We start from the raw sequence: 16,989 nt of genomic DNA on the forward strand, positions 1-16,989 counted from the left end.
TTTGTGTATCGTTATTTAATAACCTTAAAAACAAAGGTATGAAAAAAAATCATTTTACGAGAGAGAAAGGACGAAAAAAGATGGTTTGGAAGAGCCTTTTTCTGGTCTTTTACGTTTTCGCGAGTAGTTTCGGGTCTTCGGGAATGCTTTCCGCCCAAACGGAACAGCGTGTCACGCTGAGCATGAAGCAGGTGTTAGTAGAACAGGTGTTCAAGCGCTTGCAGGAGACGACTCGCTATCGGTTTACTTATCTGAAGGAGGATTTGCCTAATTCTCCCCGGAAGGATTACGAGTTCAAGGATGCTTCGATTAGCGAGGTGATGGACGAGTTGTTGAAAGGAACGAAATTGCAGTGGAAGTTTCAGAGTGGTGCTATCGTGGTGAGCAAGGCGAAAGGAATCCCGGTAGCTAGAAAGGTGATTCAAAGAGTACGCGGTCGGGTCGTGGATGCCAAGAACGTGTCGATCCCCGGGGTGACAGTACAGGTGCTTGGCGAATACCGGGGCACGACATCGGATACCAGCGGGCATTTTGTGTTGAAGGATGTGTTCGAGGGGAGTAAAATAGAATTTAGCTTTATCGGTTACGAGAAAAAGACATTGACGGCAAAATCGGATATGGGCACGGTGATCTTGGATTCTTTGGCTTATGCCATCGAGGAGGTGACGGTGATTAATAACGGTATTTTTACCCGCCCGAAAGAGAATTTTACGGGAGCCGCAACCCAGTACACGGGCGAGGATATTCGAGCGATCAGTAAAACAAGTATCTTGAGTGCCTTGAAAGTGTTGGACGCTTCATTCCAGATGCCGGACGACGTGGTGAACGGTTCGAACCCGAACGTGTTGCCGAAGGTGCAATTGCGGGGAACGAACAGTATTATGCAGACGGATATGGAGAGCGAGTATGGGTATATCAGCAACCCGCCGTTGATTATTATCGACGGTTTCGAGTCCGATTTGCAGACTTTGTTTGACATGAGTCCCAATATCGTGAAGTCTGTCACGTTGTTGAAGGATGCCGCCGCAACGGCGATTTACGGTTCCAAGTCCGCGAATGGGGTTTTGGTCGTGGAAACGATTCAGCCGGAAGAGGGGGCTACTCAGGTCTTTTACACGGGTACTTATGGCGTGAATATACCGGATTTGTCCAGCTTTAACTTGATGAATGCCCGGCAAAAACTGGAAGTGGAGGAGATTGGGGGATATTACCGTAGCCGTAATTTCACGGAGCAGAAACAGTTGGATGATTTGCATAACCTGGTGAAGCATAATGTAGCCCGGGGAATTAATACGTATTGGTTATCCCAACCTTTGCGCACGGAATTCACTCATTCTCATACGGCACGGGTTTCTTACGGTACCAAAAAAGTGTTGTTACAGGGGACGGTGAATTATTCCAATAACGGCGGTATTATGAAAGGTTCTTACCGGGATGTGCTCGGTGGTGACGTACGAGTAAAATACACGACGTTGAACAAAAAGTTGAGTTTCCAATATGCCGTGAAGATTAATTCTTCCAAGGGGTCGGAATCGCCTTACGGGGATTTCGGTCAGTATGCCCGGATGAATCCCTACTGGCTACCGAAGGATGAAAACGGCAATGTCACGAAATACGTGGATATTTATCCCACGGAGGGAAGCAATGGCTTGATTTCTTCCTCTCATACTCCTGCCGAGAAAAATCCGCTTTGGAATGCTCATTTGAATATGGTAAATACAAATTCCAGTCTTTCTATCGGTAACGAGTTTTGGTCGGAAGTGACTTTCGTGAAAGGGCTGAAGTTGAACACAACGTTTACTTATACATACGGGACGACGGAACGGGATAATTTCATACCGGGTACGGCTTCTGAATTTTTCACGTCGTCTTTTTCCGAAAGGGGATCGTATACCAAGAATAATGGAAAGACGAAAAAGTGGCAGCTGACTTCCACGTTGAATTACGGACGGAACTTTGGAAATCATACGATTTATATTTCCGCAGGAGCACAATTGAATCACGAGGAGTCCAATTCTTATGGTTTGGTTGTCAAAGGTTTCCCGAATGACCGTTTAGATGATTTGTTGTTCGGATTACAATATAGTAACACGAAACCGTCCGGGAGTTATAGTATGAAACGAACGGCGGGTTTTTACGGGAACTTGAGTTATGCGTACGGCAATCGTTATTTGTTGGATGGTTCTATCCGGGCGGATGGTTCGTCCGTGTTCGGAAGGAAAAAGAGATTCGGGGATTTAGGTTCTGTCGGTATCGGTTGGAATTTCCATAACGAGAAATTTATGCTGGGGCAGAACGTTATCAGCCAGCTGAAGTTTCGGGTTTCATGGGGATTTACCGGGAGCGTGAATTTCCCGGCTTATGCGGGTGCTACAACGTACAAGTATCAAACGGACGGACGGTATCTTGATTTTATCCCGGCTACATTGATGGGGTTGGGAAATACGGCATTGAAGTGGCAGCAAACGCAAAAATGGAATTATGGTGTGGATTTGGGGTTGTTCAAGGGACGAGTAACGGCAAACTTTAATTATTACCGGGAAACGACGGATGATTTAATCATGTCGACTTCCACGGTTCCTTCCAATGGTTTTGATTCTTATCATGATAATTTGGGCAAAAGCCAAAACGTGGGCTTTGACCTTGGGGTTCGGGTCGTGTTGTTGCAGGCGCCTAAAAGAGAGTTGTACTGGTCGGTAGCCACTTCATTTTATCATAACGAGAATAAGTTATTGGAGATCACGGATAATTTGAAGGCTCAGAATCAGGCAGCTTTGAATCAACAGATAACAAACGGAGCCACGACTCCGGTGCTTCAATACGTGGAAGGAGCCAGTGTCAGCGGTTTGTATGCCGTACGCTCTTTGGGGATTGATGCGAGTAACGGTTATGAAGTATTCCTGACGAAAGATGGTCGGCAGACTTATGTCTGGAGACAGGAGGATATGGTGTACATGGGCGATATGCAACCGAAATTGAATTTCACGATTTATAATAATTTCCAGTACAAGTGGATTCGTTTGAACTTCGGGTTGACATTCCGCACGGGAGGCGTATTGTATAATAGTACGTTGGCAAGCAAGGTGGAGAATTTCAATTTGCAACAAAACATGGACAAACGGGTGCTAAAAGATCGTTGGACTACACCGGGAAAGCCTGCCGATTACAAGGGATTGGTGGATTTGGAAGGTTATACAAGGACGGAGAAATCGACGAAAGTGACTTCCCGGTTCGTGCAAAAGGCAAATTCGTTCGAGATTACGGGATTAACGATAGATCCGGGAATTCTGGTGGAGCGTTGGTTGAATCGGATGGTGAACAAGGCTGTGCAAAAGGTGAATGATGCTTCAAGAGAAGTTATAGACAGCGACCGCTTCAGCGTGAGTTTCTCGATGCAGAACGTGTTACGCATTTCAAGTATGAAGCGGGAAGCAGGTACGTCCTATCCGTTTAATCGTAGTTTTTTGTTTACGCTGTCGGCTAGATTGTAGTGTTTATGTAGAATAAAATGATAGATTATGAAAAAATATGTTTTTTATATCATGTTGGTTTTCGGGCTTTCCTTGGGGGCGTGTAACGATTGGTTGGATGTACCTTCGAAGACGGAAGTGATCGATTACGAGATGTTTGAAACGGAGCAGGGATTTATGGATGGCATGGCGGGGGTGTATTACCTGATGGCGGACAATGCTTTGTACGGGGATATGCTGAGTATGACTTATTTGGATGTGTTAGCTCGACGTTTTAAAATATTCGATACTTATAATGTCAGTGGTTTGGGAAAAGATCTGGATGCTGCCAATTATTATCAAGGTTCTGAAGTTGTCGGTGCGATTGATAAAATTTGGAGCAAAGGTTATAATGTCATTGCTAACGTGAATAGTTTGTTGGAACAGATTGAAGACTACAAATCGATATTTACTTATGACAATTACCGGATGATAAAAGGGGAAGCGTTAGGTGTCCGTGCTTTTATGCATTTCGATTTGATGCGGATGTTTGGGAAACCGTATGCGTCGGCAGGAAATGAATTAACTATTCCTTATGTGACTAAATTATCCGGGCGGGAATGGCCATTGTTCAATACCGAGGACGAGGTGATCGGATTGGCTCTTCGGGATTTACAGGAGGCGGATAGTTTATTGTCGGTAGACAATATGTACTCGTCTTCCGTGGAGAACAGTTGGTTGAACAGTCGCCGCTCTCATTTTAATCGTTGGGCGGTATATGCAACGATGGCTCGAATTTATCACTGGAAGGGGGATACGGAAAACGCTTTGCTGTATGCCCAAAAAGTGATCGAGTCTGAACAATTCAGGTTTATGGATCCGTTAGTGGATTGTCGTGATTTGCAAAGTAGAGATATTGCTTTCTACACGGAGTGTATTTTTACCTTGAATAAAACCAATTTGAAAGACGTGTATGACAAAAGAATGGGATTTGATGTACATGGTTTGCGTAACGACGTGACGGATATAGAGAAGCTTTATGGAACGACGTCAGGAGGAGGGACGGATTACAGGTTTATCTATTTGTGGTATCTTGCTGCAACCGACCAAGTCGGTGGGCAAAGGTATATGTTTTACCGGTATAATGGAAGTGTTGCCAGTAGAGGGGATTTGGTTACTTTGATGCGTTGGTCAGAGATGTATTATATCGCTGCCGAATGTTGTGGTAATACAGCGGAGGGACGTGCTTATTTGAATGAGGTGTTGGTGAACAGGGGATTGAAGAAGGTGGAAGATTCCATATCGGACGAGGAGTTCCAGAATGAGATCCTGAATGAATACAAGAAAGAATTTTTTTGCGAAGGACACTTGTTTTATTATTATAAACGGTTGAATATAACGAAGGTTTTGGATCACGATCAGGAAACATACGTGGATGTATCGACTCCTGGTTATGTCTTCCCTGTACCGGAGAATGAGCTTGAATTAAGACGTGGAATTACAGAGTAATTAACGAGAATAGTTATGAAGATGAAAACGTTATATAATATAAGAATTATGTTGGCGGTGATGTTGTTGGGGATTGTTGCCGCTTGTGAAGATGATGATAAGATTCCCGGAGCCTCTTATGACGCGGGGGTGTGGTTCTATGGTACAGGTGATGTGATTGTTCAGGGTAAATTTGACATGGACGAGTACAACAAGATATTCAGTGGCTTTTATTCCTTCTATTTTTACCCGGGGGTGGAAGAACATATTTTTGAACTTCCGGAAATTCGTTTGATGGGGAAGCCCGTGGATTATGACCGTAAAGTAAATCTAGTTGCGGGAGAGGGAAGTACTGCCGTGGAGGGAGTGCATTTTGTAATCGAGGATAATGTGTTGCCTGCTAATGCAGTTTCATTTACTCCAAAGGTGTTGTTACTTAAAAAGAACTTGGGTGATGAAGAGAAAATGGTCAAGTTCGTGCTTGAACCTTCCGAAGAATTTCCGGCACAGGTGTTCGGGGATACGGTATCAGACGACAAGACGTTTTTAATATCTCTGCGTTACGAGTTGAAGTTTTCAAACTTGGTGTCAGAGCCGCCTTATTGGTCGCAGTGTGGTATTTTTGGTGATTGGAGCCGGGTTAAATTTGATTTCATGTACGAGAAGTTGGGAAAATACTGGGGAGTGGAACCGGTGTCCCCCGCAGACAGGAATTATATGTATGATGACTTGTTGCGGATGCGTCGTGAGTTGCAATTGTGGCAAACAGAACATCCCGGTGAAAAGATGCTGGATGAAAATGGAAAACAAGTTTCTTTTTAATTTAAACACGAAAGTATGAAAAATTGGTTTAGATATAGTCTTATCGGGATGCTGGGCGTATTGCTTTTGGCGTCGTGTTACCGGGATAAGGGGAATTATTCCTATCGGGATTTGAACGAGATTTCGATTGATTTACCGGATGTCGTGTCCGTGCAACAGGGAATGGTACTGGAAGTATCGCCCAAACTCTCTTTTGCCTTGGAAGAGAATGAAGAAAACTTGAGTTACGAGTGGGTGGTTTCTATTCCGACCTCCTCGGATTCCGTGAATGTCGTATTATCCACGGAGCGGAACTTTGCCGAGCAGATTGATTATGCTTCCGGTAATTCTTACCCGTTTAATTTTAAAGTAACGGATAATAGCACGGGAGTTACTTATCGTAAAGGAATGAAACTGGAAGTGCGGACAAACTATCAGCCCGGTTATTTTGTCGTGGAGCAATATGACAATTATTCGGATATCAGTTTTTATAACACGTCCACGGACACCGTGTTTCATGGTATATTCTCGGAGGTAAACCCGGATGTTGTGTTAAAGCCGAATGTAACGGATTTGTTTACGGTAGATTTTAGCGGGTATTCATCTCCGGACGGGAAGGTCGCCGCGGGTAATATGACGATGATTTTCGGGGAAGACTGGGGGTACGTGATAGATTATCGTTCTTGCCGGGTGCTTGCCGATATCGAGCAGATGTTTGCTACGCGTCCGGCGGTTATTCGTCCGCAAGTTTTGGCAAATTATATCGAGAAGAATTCTACATTTGTTTTGATAAATGATGGAAAGATTTACCGGATGCATCAGGATCAAGGGCAAACTTTATTTGGCGAACCGATGGTCGCATCCGATGGTTTGGAAACCGGTTGTGCTTCCTTTATCGGTTCGGGGATGAATTATAGGGGACAGTTGATGGGGATCTTGTATTTTGACGAAGCGAATCATCGTTTTTATTCCCGGTATCAGGCAACTAACGTGGTGCTTCAAGATGTGACCGGTTCTTATGTTTCAGGGGGAGTGACATTGTTCGATGCGGCAAAGGTGGATGAAGACTGGGAACTGATTGGAATGCCAACCGGAGGTGCGGGAAATTACTATTACAATATAGTGTTCCGGGATGCGGACAATGTTTACGTGATACGTTATACGATGGCGGGAGTAGGATTTAGCAGCGGACCTTTTCATGTAGTTAGCGAAGAGGAGTGTCCCGGCATGAAGGATAGTCCGGTGTTTGTTTCCCCGTATGGCAGGCAGCAAATATACTATGCAAATGGGAACGAGATCCGCCTGTATGATGCGGATGCGAATACCTCCCGGTTGCTGTATGCTTTCCCGTCGGGAGAAGAGGTGGTATCAATTGTCTTGCCGACGAACGATGGACTAAGCCTGACGGCAGCCACGTATAATGGGAGCAAGGGATCGCTCTATGCTTTCACGTTGGTGAATACCGGGGACTTGAAAGATGCGGCTCCTCGGCTGTTGGCTACTGATTTCGGTAAGATAAAGAAAATCGTGTACAAAAAGTAGTTTAATGAATGTATTGAGATTTCGTGTAATGGGAAGGAAAACATGGTTTTCCTTCCTCTTCCTCCTTGTTTTGCCTTTTTTTTCGGAAGGCAAGGGAAAAGGTAAAGCATATTTTCGGATTTATCGGGAAGGGGATAAGGTGATTTGGGAATTGTCAGAGGCGTTGATCGGGCGGGAATGGTTGTTGGTGAATCAGCTGGCAGCCGTGGGGAGTGGGTGTACGGCTCAGGCGGGAGATATGGTGGGAGAATTGCAAGTTTTGCAATTACGGGAACGGGAAAACGGACAGATGGCTTTGATGCAAAAAGCATCGATCAGTAAGAATGCGGGTTCTAATATGATCGGTCCCCCGAAACCGCCTTTTGAGATAGCTAGTTTCTCGAAGGAACGGGGCAGAAAAGGAAACGTATGTTTGGATATTACCTCGTGGGTGGTTTGTGACACGGGTGTGGTGAATGGAAAATTACAAATGTCGACGTTGAAGGCGATTTCTCATCCGGATTGCCAAGAGTTGGTCGGTTGGCGGGAAAAGAGGGACGGGAATGTACGGGTAAGTAGTTGTCTGTTGTTGATGGACGAGGAATTGATGCGGTTGAGGCATGAGGATCAACGGGTGGGGTACTTCAGAAGCAAGCATTTGGTTTGCGGGGATACAATGGCCAGGGAAGACGATTTCTATTGTATTTCCCGGTGGCGGTTGGAGCCTCGGCCGGAGGATATGAAAAAGTACCGGAAGGGTATTTTGGTAGAACCTCGGCAGTCGATCGTGTTTTATATTGATCCGTTGACCCCGAGGAAATGGATCCCTTATATTGAAGTGGCAATCAATAATTGGAATTCCGCTTTCGAACAGGCAGGGTTCCGGAATGCGATTCAAGCAAGGGTGGCTTCGCCTGCCGATTCGACTTGGACGCTGGAGTCTTGTCGGGCGGCAATCGTGTATCGACCGACCACGGAAGAGAACGCTTTCGGGGAGCGGTATGCCGATCCGAGAAGCGGACAGATTTACCATGCCCGTATTATGTGGGGGCATAGTCTGGTGGAATGGTTGAAAGGGAATTATCTGGTACAGGCAGGACCAAGTGATCCGGAGATATTTTCCAAGGGAATATCGGACGAGTGGTTGGGGCAATTGTTGTCGGTGATTATCTCGCACGAGGTGGGACACACGCTGGGATTGACGCATAATATGGGGGCAAGTTCCGTCGTTCCGGTCGAGAAATTGAGGGATAACGAATGGTTGACACGAAACGGGATTTCCACTTCGATCATGGATTATTCGCGTTTTAATTATGTGGCACAACCCGGGGATGGTGTCGATCGGTTGAATCTGATTCCGAGGATAAACCTATATGACCGTTGGGCTATTGAATGGGGCTATCGTTTATTTCCGGAAATAAAGACCTTGGAGGAGGAACGTGCCCATGTGTCGGCTTGGGTCGGGGAGGAGCAGAAGAAGTGGGGACAGTGGTACGGGGCTCAATCCAACGTGAGCGACCCCCGGTCGCAATCGGAGGATGTGGGTGATGACCTGGTGGTTGCAAATACCTACGGGATGGAAAATTTGAAATGGGTTTTGGCACGGATGGATCAGTGGGAGCCGGATCAAGATGGTAGTTATACGACTTATCGGGGAATCTATGACCGGATTGTTTCTATAGGAGAGCGAAATGTGCCTTTGGGACAATACCATTATTATATGAAACAGGTTATAAACATCGTGGGAGGATGTTATTGGGATTATGATGAGAAAGAGCAACTCGTGAAGACTTTGGTGGAACCAGACTATCAACACCGGGCGATGATGTTTTTGGGGAAATACGTGTTTACCGCTCCCGAATGGTTGGTGAGTCCCATGTGTGCAGGAAAAATCGAGAATGATCCGATTCAGTTCATGGAATTGATTCATACGGGGGCATTAGCTTGGTTATTGCCCAAAGCGGGTTCTTTGCCAGTAAAGGATTCTGTCGGGGTTTACGCGTTGAATGATTTTTTTGAGGATTTGCACCGAGTGGTTTGGCAGGATGTGTTGGACGGGGAGATGCCGGGTATTTACAGGCAAAATTTACAAAGGCTTTTCTTCCAGCGGGTCAGCGCTTATTGTTCGAGTACCGGACCGCAGGGAGTCCGGTTGTACAAGCAGTACGTGGGTGACTTGAAGAAGAGAGTGGAACAGGCTCTGGCGAAAAATAACGAGGAATATTTCGGTATCTATTGCCGGGATTTGATTCGGACGATGAATAAGTTTTTAAAATAAAAATGGATGTATTGTATGTATCAGAAAATATTTTGTATTCTATTACTTATTCAAGTGATATGGTCGCATGATGGTTGTGCGTCGACTTTCCGCGTGTATCCGTCCGAGGGAAGATGTCTGTTGGACATTTCCCGTACCGAGTTGGCACGTGCGTTTTTGGTTGTAAGCCGTCTGGATTCTGTGCGTGAAAACCGGACGTATCAACCGGGGAGTAGGCTGGGGAAAGAGATCGTTGTGTCTTTTAAACAGGAGAGAGCCGGAGAGGTAGGCGTGTTTTTGCCGGATTTCCGGATCGGTGAGAAAGAAACTTCTCCTGAAATGAAGAAACTCGTGGCTCGTAACCAGGTGGAGATGCCCTTTATGATTTGCCCTGTTCAACGGGAGGATCAAAAGAAACTCGTGATTGATATCACGGAACTGATAATGAGAGAAGGGCCGCTTTTTAATGCGCCGGGTAAACGTGTGGTTCGTTTTCATGCGGAAGATGGATTTTTTGCGTGTACTGTGATGAGGGAATTGCCCGTTGTCCGTCGTCAGTGGAAGCGGGCTGATGATGAGTTGACAGAAATGCCGGTGACTACCACGTTTTTCTTGTTGCAGGAGACTCCCCGAGAAGGACGGGTGAGGGATCGAAGAATCGGTTTTTCTTCGGTTTCGTACGATTATTTCAAAGATGAATGTACGGGGATTCGGACTCGCCACGTGATCCGACGGTGGGCGTTGGAACCCAAGGATGTAGAAGCTTATTTGACGGGTAAATTGACGGAACCGCAAGAGCCGATCGTGTTTTATCTTGATCCGAAGATTCCGGAACGGTGGAAACCCTATTTTGTGCGGGCGGTGGAAGATTGGCAGCGGGCTTTCGAGGTTGCCGGTTTCCGGAATGCTATTGTTGCCAGGGATATACCGGAAGAAACGGGGCAGTCTTTGGCGTCGTTGAGAGGATTGATTCTTTACCAAGATTCTTTGCAAAACGAGGAGGTGGACGTGAATGTCGACCCCCGAAGCGGTCAGATCATACAGGCTCGTGTGCATTGGGCTCCCGGAGTGTTGGATTCATTGAAATATGAGTGGATTACGAGAAGCGCTTTGTGGCAGAAGGTATTTGATTTGAAAACCGAGGCAGAAGAGATTGAAGGGCATTTGATTCGTGTAACTTTAGGACAGCGCATCGGGCAGGCTTTGGGATTATTGCCGAATAAATTGGCATCGGCGTGGATACTTGATAAAGAATTGAGGGATAATGATTGGTTGTCGGAAAATGGAATGTCCTCGTCAATCATGGGAGATCATTTTGTGAATACGGTGGCACAGCCGGAGGATCGGGTGGCGACGGAGAATTTGTTCCCCGTTGTGGGTAGTTATGATTGTTGGGCGATCAACTGGGGCTATCGTTATTGGGGAGAAGAGGGGGAAGCTGTTGAAGGATTGCAGGCATTGTTGCGGAGGAATTTAAACAAGCCGGAACACACATGGTATCATTCTTCAGATTCACCCACGGCGATAGAAGCGATGGCTAATCTGGGAACTTTAGGACGTGATCCGGTTGTAGGGGCTTCGTGTGCGCTGGCAAATGTGAAGCAAGTATTTAGAAGGGCTGATTTGATCCGGAATGGACGGGATACGACAGGGTGGGGAATTGGGGTTCGCCGTGCCGGAGGAAAGGATGGGGTTTTATACTCGATCGTGTTACCTGTGCTTCAACAGTTCGGGGGAATTGAGATTTGCCCGGAAGGGGAAAGTTGTATTGCAAAACCTAATCCCGTGGGACGGGAAGAACAGAAAGAGGCTTTGGCGTTTTTGAGTCGGGAGATTTTCACAACTCCGTACTGGCTTGTTCTATCCCCGTTGGTCAAGAAAGCCGGATTGGCTCCCTCGGAGGTGATTGCGGCTTGGCAGAATGCAGTGTTGGAATATTTATTCGAGAAAGGGATGTCCCGGTTCGCATTGAATCAAGTGATGTCCGGAACGACGGCTTTCTACACATTGGATGAATTCCTGGATGATTTATACCGGGCGGTATGGTCAGAGGCGGGAAAGGCGGATGTGTATCGGGAAGCTTTGCAAATGAAGTACTTGGAATGTGTGGAGAAGGCATTGAGAAGGAATCCCGGTCGGGGTGAATCCGTTGCTTTGCAAGTGCATTTGAATAAATTGTATGTAGTGATGGAACAAGCGCTTGGAATGTCCTTGTCGAGGGAGAGAAGGAAGAGTTTGGTTCATTGCAAGAATAAAATAGAGGATGTTATTAAGAATTTGTAGTAAATTAAAAATGAAACGTATGAAATCGATTTTTAGGTTTGTGTTTATTTTGTTATTGTGGATGCCTGTTACGATGGTGGCACAAGAACAAGGAATCCAGTTTGACAAGAGTATGAGCTGGAACGAGGTGGTGGAGAAAGCTACTCGGGAAAACAAGTATATTTACGTGGATGTTATGTCTACCTGGTGTCCGCCTTGTCAGGCAATGGTGAAAAATGTTTTCACGCAGAAGGAAGCGGGTGATTTTTATAACCAGCATTTTATTTGTATCAAATTGCAGACGGATAAGACGGCTAAAGATGATGAGTACGTGAAAGCCTGGTATAAAGAAGTGAACAAGATTTGTACGGAGGCGAAGATTCAGGTACTCCCGACGGCACTTTATTATAACCCGAAAGGAGAGTTGGTGCATATTGTTCCGGGGGGAATTCCGAACGTGAATGAATTTATCGAATGTGGGCGGAAGGCTTTGGATGAGAATCAGCAGATTTTTACTCGCCTGAAAAAGTACGAGGCGGGAGAACGGGACGTGGAGTTTCTGTACGATTTATCGGTTGATTTCCTGATGTTGGGGGATAAGGTCATGGCGAGAAAGGTGGGGAATACTTTCTGGCAGACGATAACTCCCGAAGAACGTTTGTTGGACAAGGGAATCCGTTACGCAAGCGATTTCTTTGGCAGTGTGGATGATGCCATGTTCAGTCTCTTTTATGATTATCCGGAAAAGGTGGATGCCGTGCTTGGAAAAGGAGCGGCAAATCAGAAAGTCATGCGGGCAATCGAGGCGAAGTATATTTTGCCGTTGATGAATGACTCCGTGAATATGCCGGATTGGGACGGGATTTGCCAAGATTTGAGCGTGAAATATCCCCGGAAAGAAGTAGAAATTAAAAAGATGCTTCTGGATCGCAAATTGGTGTATTCCAAGAAGTATCATAATGATGCGCTTTGTGCTTCGGTTTTAAGAGAATTAGTTCCGATGTGCGATGAGGAAGGAAATGATATGTTGGTTCGTAGTTACGCTCACGAGTTAGGATTGAAAGCACGGGATAAAGAGGACCGTAAGGTCGCTTTGGAATGGCTGGAAAAAACGTTGGATGAAAAAGATGCATATCAATTGTTGAATTATGCCGAAGTGCTTTTCTTGAACAAGCAAAAAGGGAAAGGATTGAAATGTGTGAATTCCGCTTTGAAGTTGACTAAAGAAGGAAGTAAAACTTACGAACGGGCGATGGAGATGAAGAAGAAAAATGCCAGAGAAATGAAGTTGTTGAAACAGATTGTCAATGAAATAAATTAAAAGCCGGAGTTATGAATACAATGTATAGAATCGTCATCGTGTTGGTCTTGTTGTTTCCCGTTGGGATAATGGCTCAAGATAATAAAGGAATCCAGTTCGACCAGAGCATGAGCTGGGATGAGGTGGTAAAAAAGGCTACCGGGGAGAATAAGTATATTTTTATGGATGTCATGGCAACTTGGTGCGGACCTTGTCGGAATATGACAGAAGTCGTGTTTCCCAATGAAGAAGTCGGGAAATTTTTTAACGAGCATTTTATCTGTGTGAAATTGCAGATTAATAAAACGGCTCAAGATGATGAGCGTACGAAGGCTTGGTATAAAGAAGTTGATAGGGTGCAAAGGCTTGTTAATATAAGGACAGTACCAGTTTTGCTCTTTTTCAACCCGAAAGGAGAGCTCGTGCATTCGATGCCGGGGGCGACAACTAATACGAAAGTTTTTATTGAGTTGGGGAAGACGGCATTAGATGAGAGGCAACAGTTGTACACTCGTTGGAGGAAGTTTGAAGCTGGGGAACGGGATGTAGATTTCTTGTTTGATTTGTCGGTTGATTTTGCCCGACGACAAGAGAGAGAGTTCGCCATGAAAGTGGCTAACGTGTTCTGGCAGACAATCACCCCGGAAGAACGGGTGTCTGAGAAAGGAATACGATATGCTTCGGATTTCATTTTCAGCACGAATGATGAAACGTTTAAATTTTTTCTGGAGCATCCGGGCGAGGTGAATGCCGTACTCGGTGAAAGGAGTGCAGAACAAAAAGTGTTGAACTTGATTGAACGGGAAATGGTTGTGCCTCACGTGAAAGATACCGTGAATATACCGGATTGGGAAAGAATTTATAGAAATTTGTGCGTGAAGTATCCCCAGTTGAAGGATGAATTTAAATTACTTGTCGCAAATCAGAAGGTACGTTATGCCAAAAGAAATCATAAAGACGAGCTTTATTTGGAGGCTCTTTTGGAACTTGTTCCGCTATATGGAGAGAATGGGAATGCAATGTTAACTAGATCATGTGCGCATAACTTGGGGGTAAATGCTAAAAATCAAGAGCAAAGGGATATCGCCTTGTATTGGTTGAAAAAGATGCAAGATGGAAAGGATGCCGTGGGAATGGCTTATTATGCGGAGATACTTTTCTTGTCCGGGCAAAAGAAAGAAGGAAAGAAATATATAGATTTGTCCATGAAGACGATGGGTGAAGGGGCGTTTGTCTACACGGAGGTGAAAAGAATTAACGAGAAATATGCGAAGTAATTGATGTTAATGGTTCTATAAATAAAAAAATAGTCGCCCGAAAAAGCGACTATTTTTATTATTGAATGGTTGTCTATATTACTTGATAACGCCAAGTTTCTTACCAATCTTGATGAAGGCAGCCAAGGCGCGATCCAGTTGCTCGCGGGTGTGTGCGGCAGACAGTTGGATACGGATACGGGCTTGTCCTTTCGGTACAACCGGGTAGTAGAATCCGGTTACGTAGATGTTTTCTTTCTGTAATTCGGCAGCGAATTGTTGAGAAAGTACTGCATCGTAAAGCATCAAGGCGCAGATGGCAGACTCAGATGGTTTCAGGTCGAATCCGGCTTCCGTCAATTTAGCACGGAAATAGTTGGCATTGTCCATCACGCGGTCTCTCAGTTCGGTGCTCTTTGTCAGCATATCGAACACGGCGATGGAAGCACCGCAGATTGCCGGGGACAAGGAGTTGGAGAACAAGTAAGGTCTTGAACGTTGACGCAACATATCGATCACTTCTTTTTTACCGGTAGTGTAACCTCCCATGGCGCCGCCTAAGGCTTTACCAAGGGTTCCGGTGAAGATGTCGACACGTTCCATGCAGTGGTGGTGTTCTGCTGAACCGCGCCCCGTTTCGCCGATGAACCCGGCAGCGTGGCTGTCGTCAACCATCACCATGGCGTTGTATTTTTCAGCCAAGTCGCAGATCTCGTTCATCTTGGCAATATCCCCGTCCATGGAGAATACGCCGTCGGTAACGATGATGCGATAGCGTTGAGCTTGAGAAATCTTCAATTGTTCTTCGAGGTCAGCCATGTTGGCGTGTTTGTATCTGTAACGTACGGCTTTGCAAAGACGAACACCGTCGATGATGGAAGCGTGGTTCAATTCGTCGGAGATGATGGCATCTTCCTGTCCGAACAACGGTTCGAATACACCACCGTTAGCGTCGAAGCAAGCGGCATAAAGGATGGTATCTTCTGTCCCAAAGAATTGAGAGATTTTAGCTTCCAGTTCTTTGTGAATATCTTGGGTACCGCAGATGAAACGTACAGAAGACATACCGTAACCGTGGCTGTCTAATGCTTTCTTTGCTCCTTCGATAACGGTTGGGTTTGAAGAAAGTCCTAAATAGTTGTTTGCACAAAAGTTCAATACAGTTTCTCCCGTGGCAAGTTTGATTTCTGCATCTTGCGGGGTAACGATGATTCTTTCGCTTTTGTATAAGCCGGCGTCTTTTATTGACTGTAATTCAGCCTTTAAAAAGTCTTGAAATTTTCCGTACATATAGCTAATTTTTTTGTTTGTTTTAATGGGCTCAAAAGTAATGAATTTTTACTTACAACGTATCCGAAAATGATAATATCGTATTTTATTTGAGAAATATGTTTTGAGATATCATTTTTTGATCGGAGTAAAAATCTGTAGCAAAACAGGCTCCACGCGAGAAAAACGTGGAGCCTGTTAAATGGGGTGTAATTTTTAGTTTCTTATCGCGGCAATTTCTTTCACGGCTTCGATGGCTGTATTCACATCTTCTTCCGTGGTGAAAGCCCCGATACTCATGCGGACAGTTCCGTGCATATCGAATGTACCGATTACCTCGTGTACTTTCGGGGCACACTGCAATCCGGTACGAACGGCAATATTGTAATCCACGTCGAGCATGGTGCCCACGTCGGCTGAATCGAATCCGTTGATGTTGAAGCTAAGTACCGGGTTTTTGTTTTCCGGGCTGTTGGCACAATAGGTGGTGACTCCTTCCACGTCTTGCAGAGCCTTGCGCAATTTGTCCCATAATTGTATTTCCCGGTGATGGATATTCATGATGCCTTGTTCTTGAATCCATTTCACCCCGGCGTTCAATCCGGCTACACCCAACAGGTTCAATGTCCCGTACTCCAAACGATAAGGATATTCGTCCAGATGCACGGGATACGCGGAACGGACTCCGGTGCCCCCGGCACGGGTATGTTTGATCTCGATGCCTTCACGCACGTATGAACCCCCGATTCCCGTCGGACCCATGAGGCATTTGTGTCCCGTGAAGCAATACACGTCTATGCCAGAAGCTTGCATATCCAAATCGACGGCTCCGGCTCCCTGACTACCGTCAACCACGAAGATTACGCCTTTTTCTTTACAGACTTTCCCGATTTCAGCCAATGGCTGGATCGTTCCCAATACGTTGGAACAGTGGGTAATAACTATAAATTTGGTGTTCGGGCGGATCGCCTTTTTAATATCGTCGGGATGCACGTAACCGTTCTCGTCAAAGGGCACGTAAGTCACGTCAATAGTACCATTTTGGTGGTGCATATTGAGAGGACGCAACACGGAGTTGTGTTCCAACATCGTGGATACCACGTGAATACCTTTTTCAACCAGACCGTTGATAATCAAGTTTAAAGAGTCTGTGGCGTTGTAGCTGAACGTCAAACGATTGTGATCTGTACCCCCGTTAAAGAGTTTAGTCAACATTTTGCGGGTAGAGTTCACTACTTCCTCGGTTTCAACGGCGGCGTCAAACCCGGAACGTCCCGGGTTTACTCCATGTTTACGATAGAAATCGTTCATGAAATCATAAACTACATCCGGCTTCGGGAAGCTGGTGGCTGAATTGTCTAGGTAGATTAATTTGCTCATAATGCT

General features: G+C 45.6%; 10 protein-coding genes. 8 read left to right on the forward strand and 2 right to left on the reverse strand.

The window, feature by feature from the left end; translation table 11 throughout:
* The first annotated feature begins 38 nt into the window (after positions 1-38).
* The 8 genes from BN8899_RS11530 to BN8899_RS11565 are packed head-to-tail and all read left to right on the forward strand — an operon-like array spanning position 39 to position 14,355.
* Positions 39-3,491, forward strand: coding sequence for a SusC/RagA family TonB-linked outer membrane protein (locus BN8899_RS11530; RefSeq protein WP_187376873.1), 3,453 nt, complete (start codon positions 39-41; stop codon positions 3,489-3,491).
* A gap of 27 nt (positions 3,492-3,518) precedes the next feature.
* Positions 3,519-4,958, forward strand: a complete 1,440-nt coding sequence (locus BN8899_RS11535) for a RagB/SusD family nutrient uptake outer membrane protein (RefSeq protein ID WP_065219544.1) — start codon at positions 3,519-3,521, stop codon at positions 4,956-4,958.
* Between the two features lie 15 nt (positions 4,959-4,973).
* Positions 4,974-5,759: a DUF4843 domain-containing protein gene (locus tag BN8899_RS11540; protein ID WP_082987028.1), complete on the forward strand. Its 786-nt coding sequence runs from the start codon at positions 4,974-4,976 to the stop codon at positions 5,757-5,759.
* A gap of 15 nt (positions 5,760-5,774) precedes the next feature.
* Complete coding sequence (locus BN8899_RS11545; RefSeq protein ID WP_082987029.1) at positions 5,775-7,280, forward strand: PKD-like family lipoprotein; 1,506 nt, start codon at positions 5,775-5,777, stop codon at positions 7,278-7,280.
* Positions 7,281-7,284: 4 nt separating this feature from the next.
* Complete coding sequence (locus BN8899_RS11550) at positions 7,285-9,537, forward strand: zinc-dependent metalloprotease (RefSeq protein ID WP_065219547.1); 2,253 nt, start codon at positions 7,285-7,287, stop codon at positions 9,535-9,537.
* 15 nt (positions 9,538-9,552) lie between these two features.
* Positions 9,553-11,799 (forward strand): zinc-dependent metalloprotease, encoded by a 2,247-nt coding sequence (locus BN8899_RS11555; protein ID WP_187376877.1) that lies wholly within the window; start codon positions 9,553-9,555, stop codon positions 11,797-11,799.
* Positions 11,800-11,818: 19 nt separating this feature from the next.
* Positions 11,819-13,099, forward strand: a complete 1,281-nt coding sequence (locus BN8899_RS11560; RefSeq protein WP_082987150.1) for a thioredoxin family protein — start codon at positions 11,819-11,821, stop codon at positions 13,097-13,099.
* 11 nt (positions 13,100-13,110) lie between these two features.
* A complete protein-coding gene (locus BN8899_RS11565) occupies positions 13,111-14,355 on the forward strand; it encodes a thioredoxin family protein (RefSeq protein WP_065219550.1) in 1,245 nt (414 codons plus the stop codon).
* 78 nt (positions 14,356-14,433) lie between these two features.
* Here the strand turns inward: BN8899_RS11565 and kbl are convergent, their stop codons facing one another.
* Positions 14,434-15,624, reverse strand: a complete 1,191-nt coding sequence (gene kbl / locus BN8899_RS11570; RefSeq protein ID WP_018337365.1) for a glycine C-acetyltransferase — start codon at positions 15,622-15,624, stop codon at positions 14,434-14,436.
* A gap of 195 nt (positions 15,625-15,819) precedes the next feature.
* Positions 15,820-16,983, reverse strand: coding sequence for an aminotransferase class V-fold PLP-dependent enzyme (locus BN8899_RS11575; RefSeq protein ID WP_018337364.1), 1,164 nt, complete (start codon positions 16,981-16,983; stop codon positions 15,820-15,822).
* Between the last annotated feature and the right edge of the window lie 6 nt (positions 16,984-16,989).

The organism is Butyricimonas sp. Marseille-P2440 (assembly GCF_900091675.1).
Taxonomy (GTDB): Bacteria; Bacteroidota; Bacteroidia; order Bacteroidales; family Marinifilaceae; genus Butyricimonas; species Butyricimonas synergistica.

Coding starts and splice junctions, on each gene's coding strand:
- BN8899_RS11530 (WP_187376873.1), top strand. CDS start 39: ATGAAAAAAAATCATTTTACGAGAGAGAAAGGACGAAAAAAGATGGTT.
- BN8899_RS11535 (WP_065219544.1), top strand. CDS start 3,519: ATGAAAAAATATGTTTTTTATATCATGTTGGTTTTCGGGCTTTCCTTG.
- BN8899_RS11540 (WP_082987028.1), top strand. CDS start 4,974: ATGAAGATGAAAACGTTATATAATATAAGAATTATGTTGGCGGTGATG.
- BN8899_RS11545 (WP_082987029.1), top strand. CDS start 5,775: ATGAAAAATTGGTTTAGATATAGTCTTATCGGGATGCTGGGCGTATTG.
- BN8899_RS11550 (WP_065219547.1), top strand. CDS start 7,285: ATGAATGTATTGAGATTTCGTGTAATGGGAAGGAAAACATGGTTTTCC.
- BN8899_RS11555 (WP_187376877.1), top strand. CDS start 9,553: ATGTATCAGAAAATATTTTGTATTCTATTACTTATTCAAGTGATATGG.
- BN8899_RS11560 (WP_082987150.1), top strand. CDS start 11,819: ATGAAATCGATTTTTAGGTTTGTGTTTATTTTGTTATTGTGGATGCCT.
- BN8899_RS11565 (WP_065219550.1), top strand. CDS start 13,111: ATGAATACAATGTATAGAATCGTCATCGTGTTGGTCTTGTTGTTTCCC.
- kbl (WP_018337365.1), bottom strand. CDS start 15,624: ATGTACGGAAAATTTCAAGACTTTTTAAAGGCTGAATTACAGTCAATA.
- BN8899_RS11575 (WP_018337364.1), bottom strand. CDS start 16,983: ATGAGCAAATTAATCTACCTAGACAATTCAGCCACCAGCTTCCCGAAG.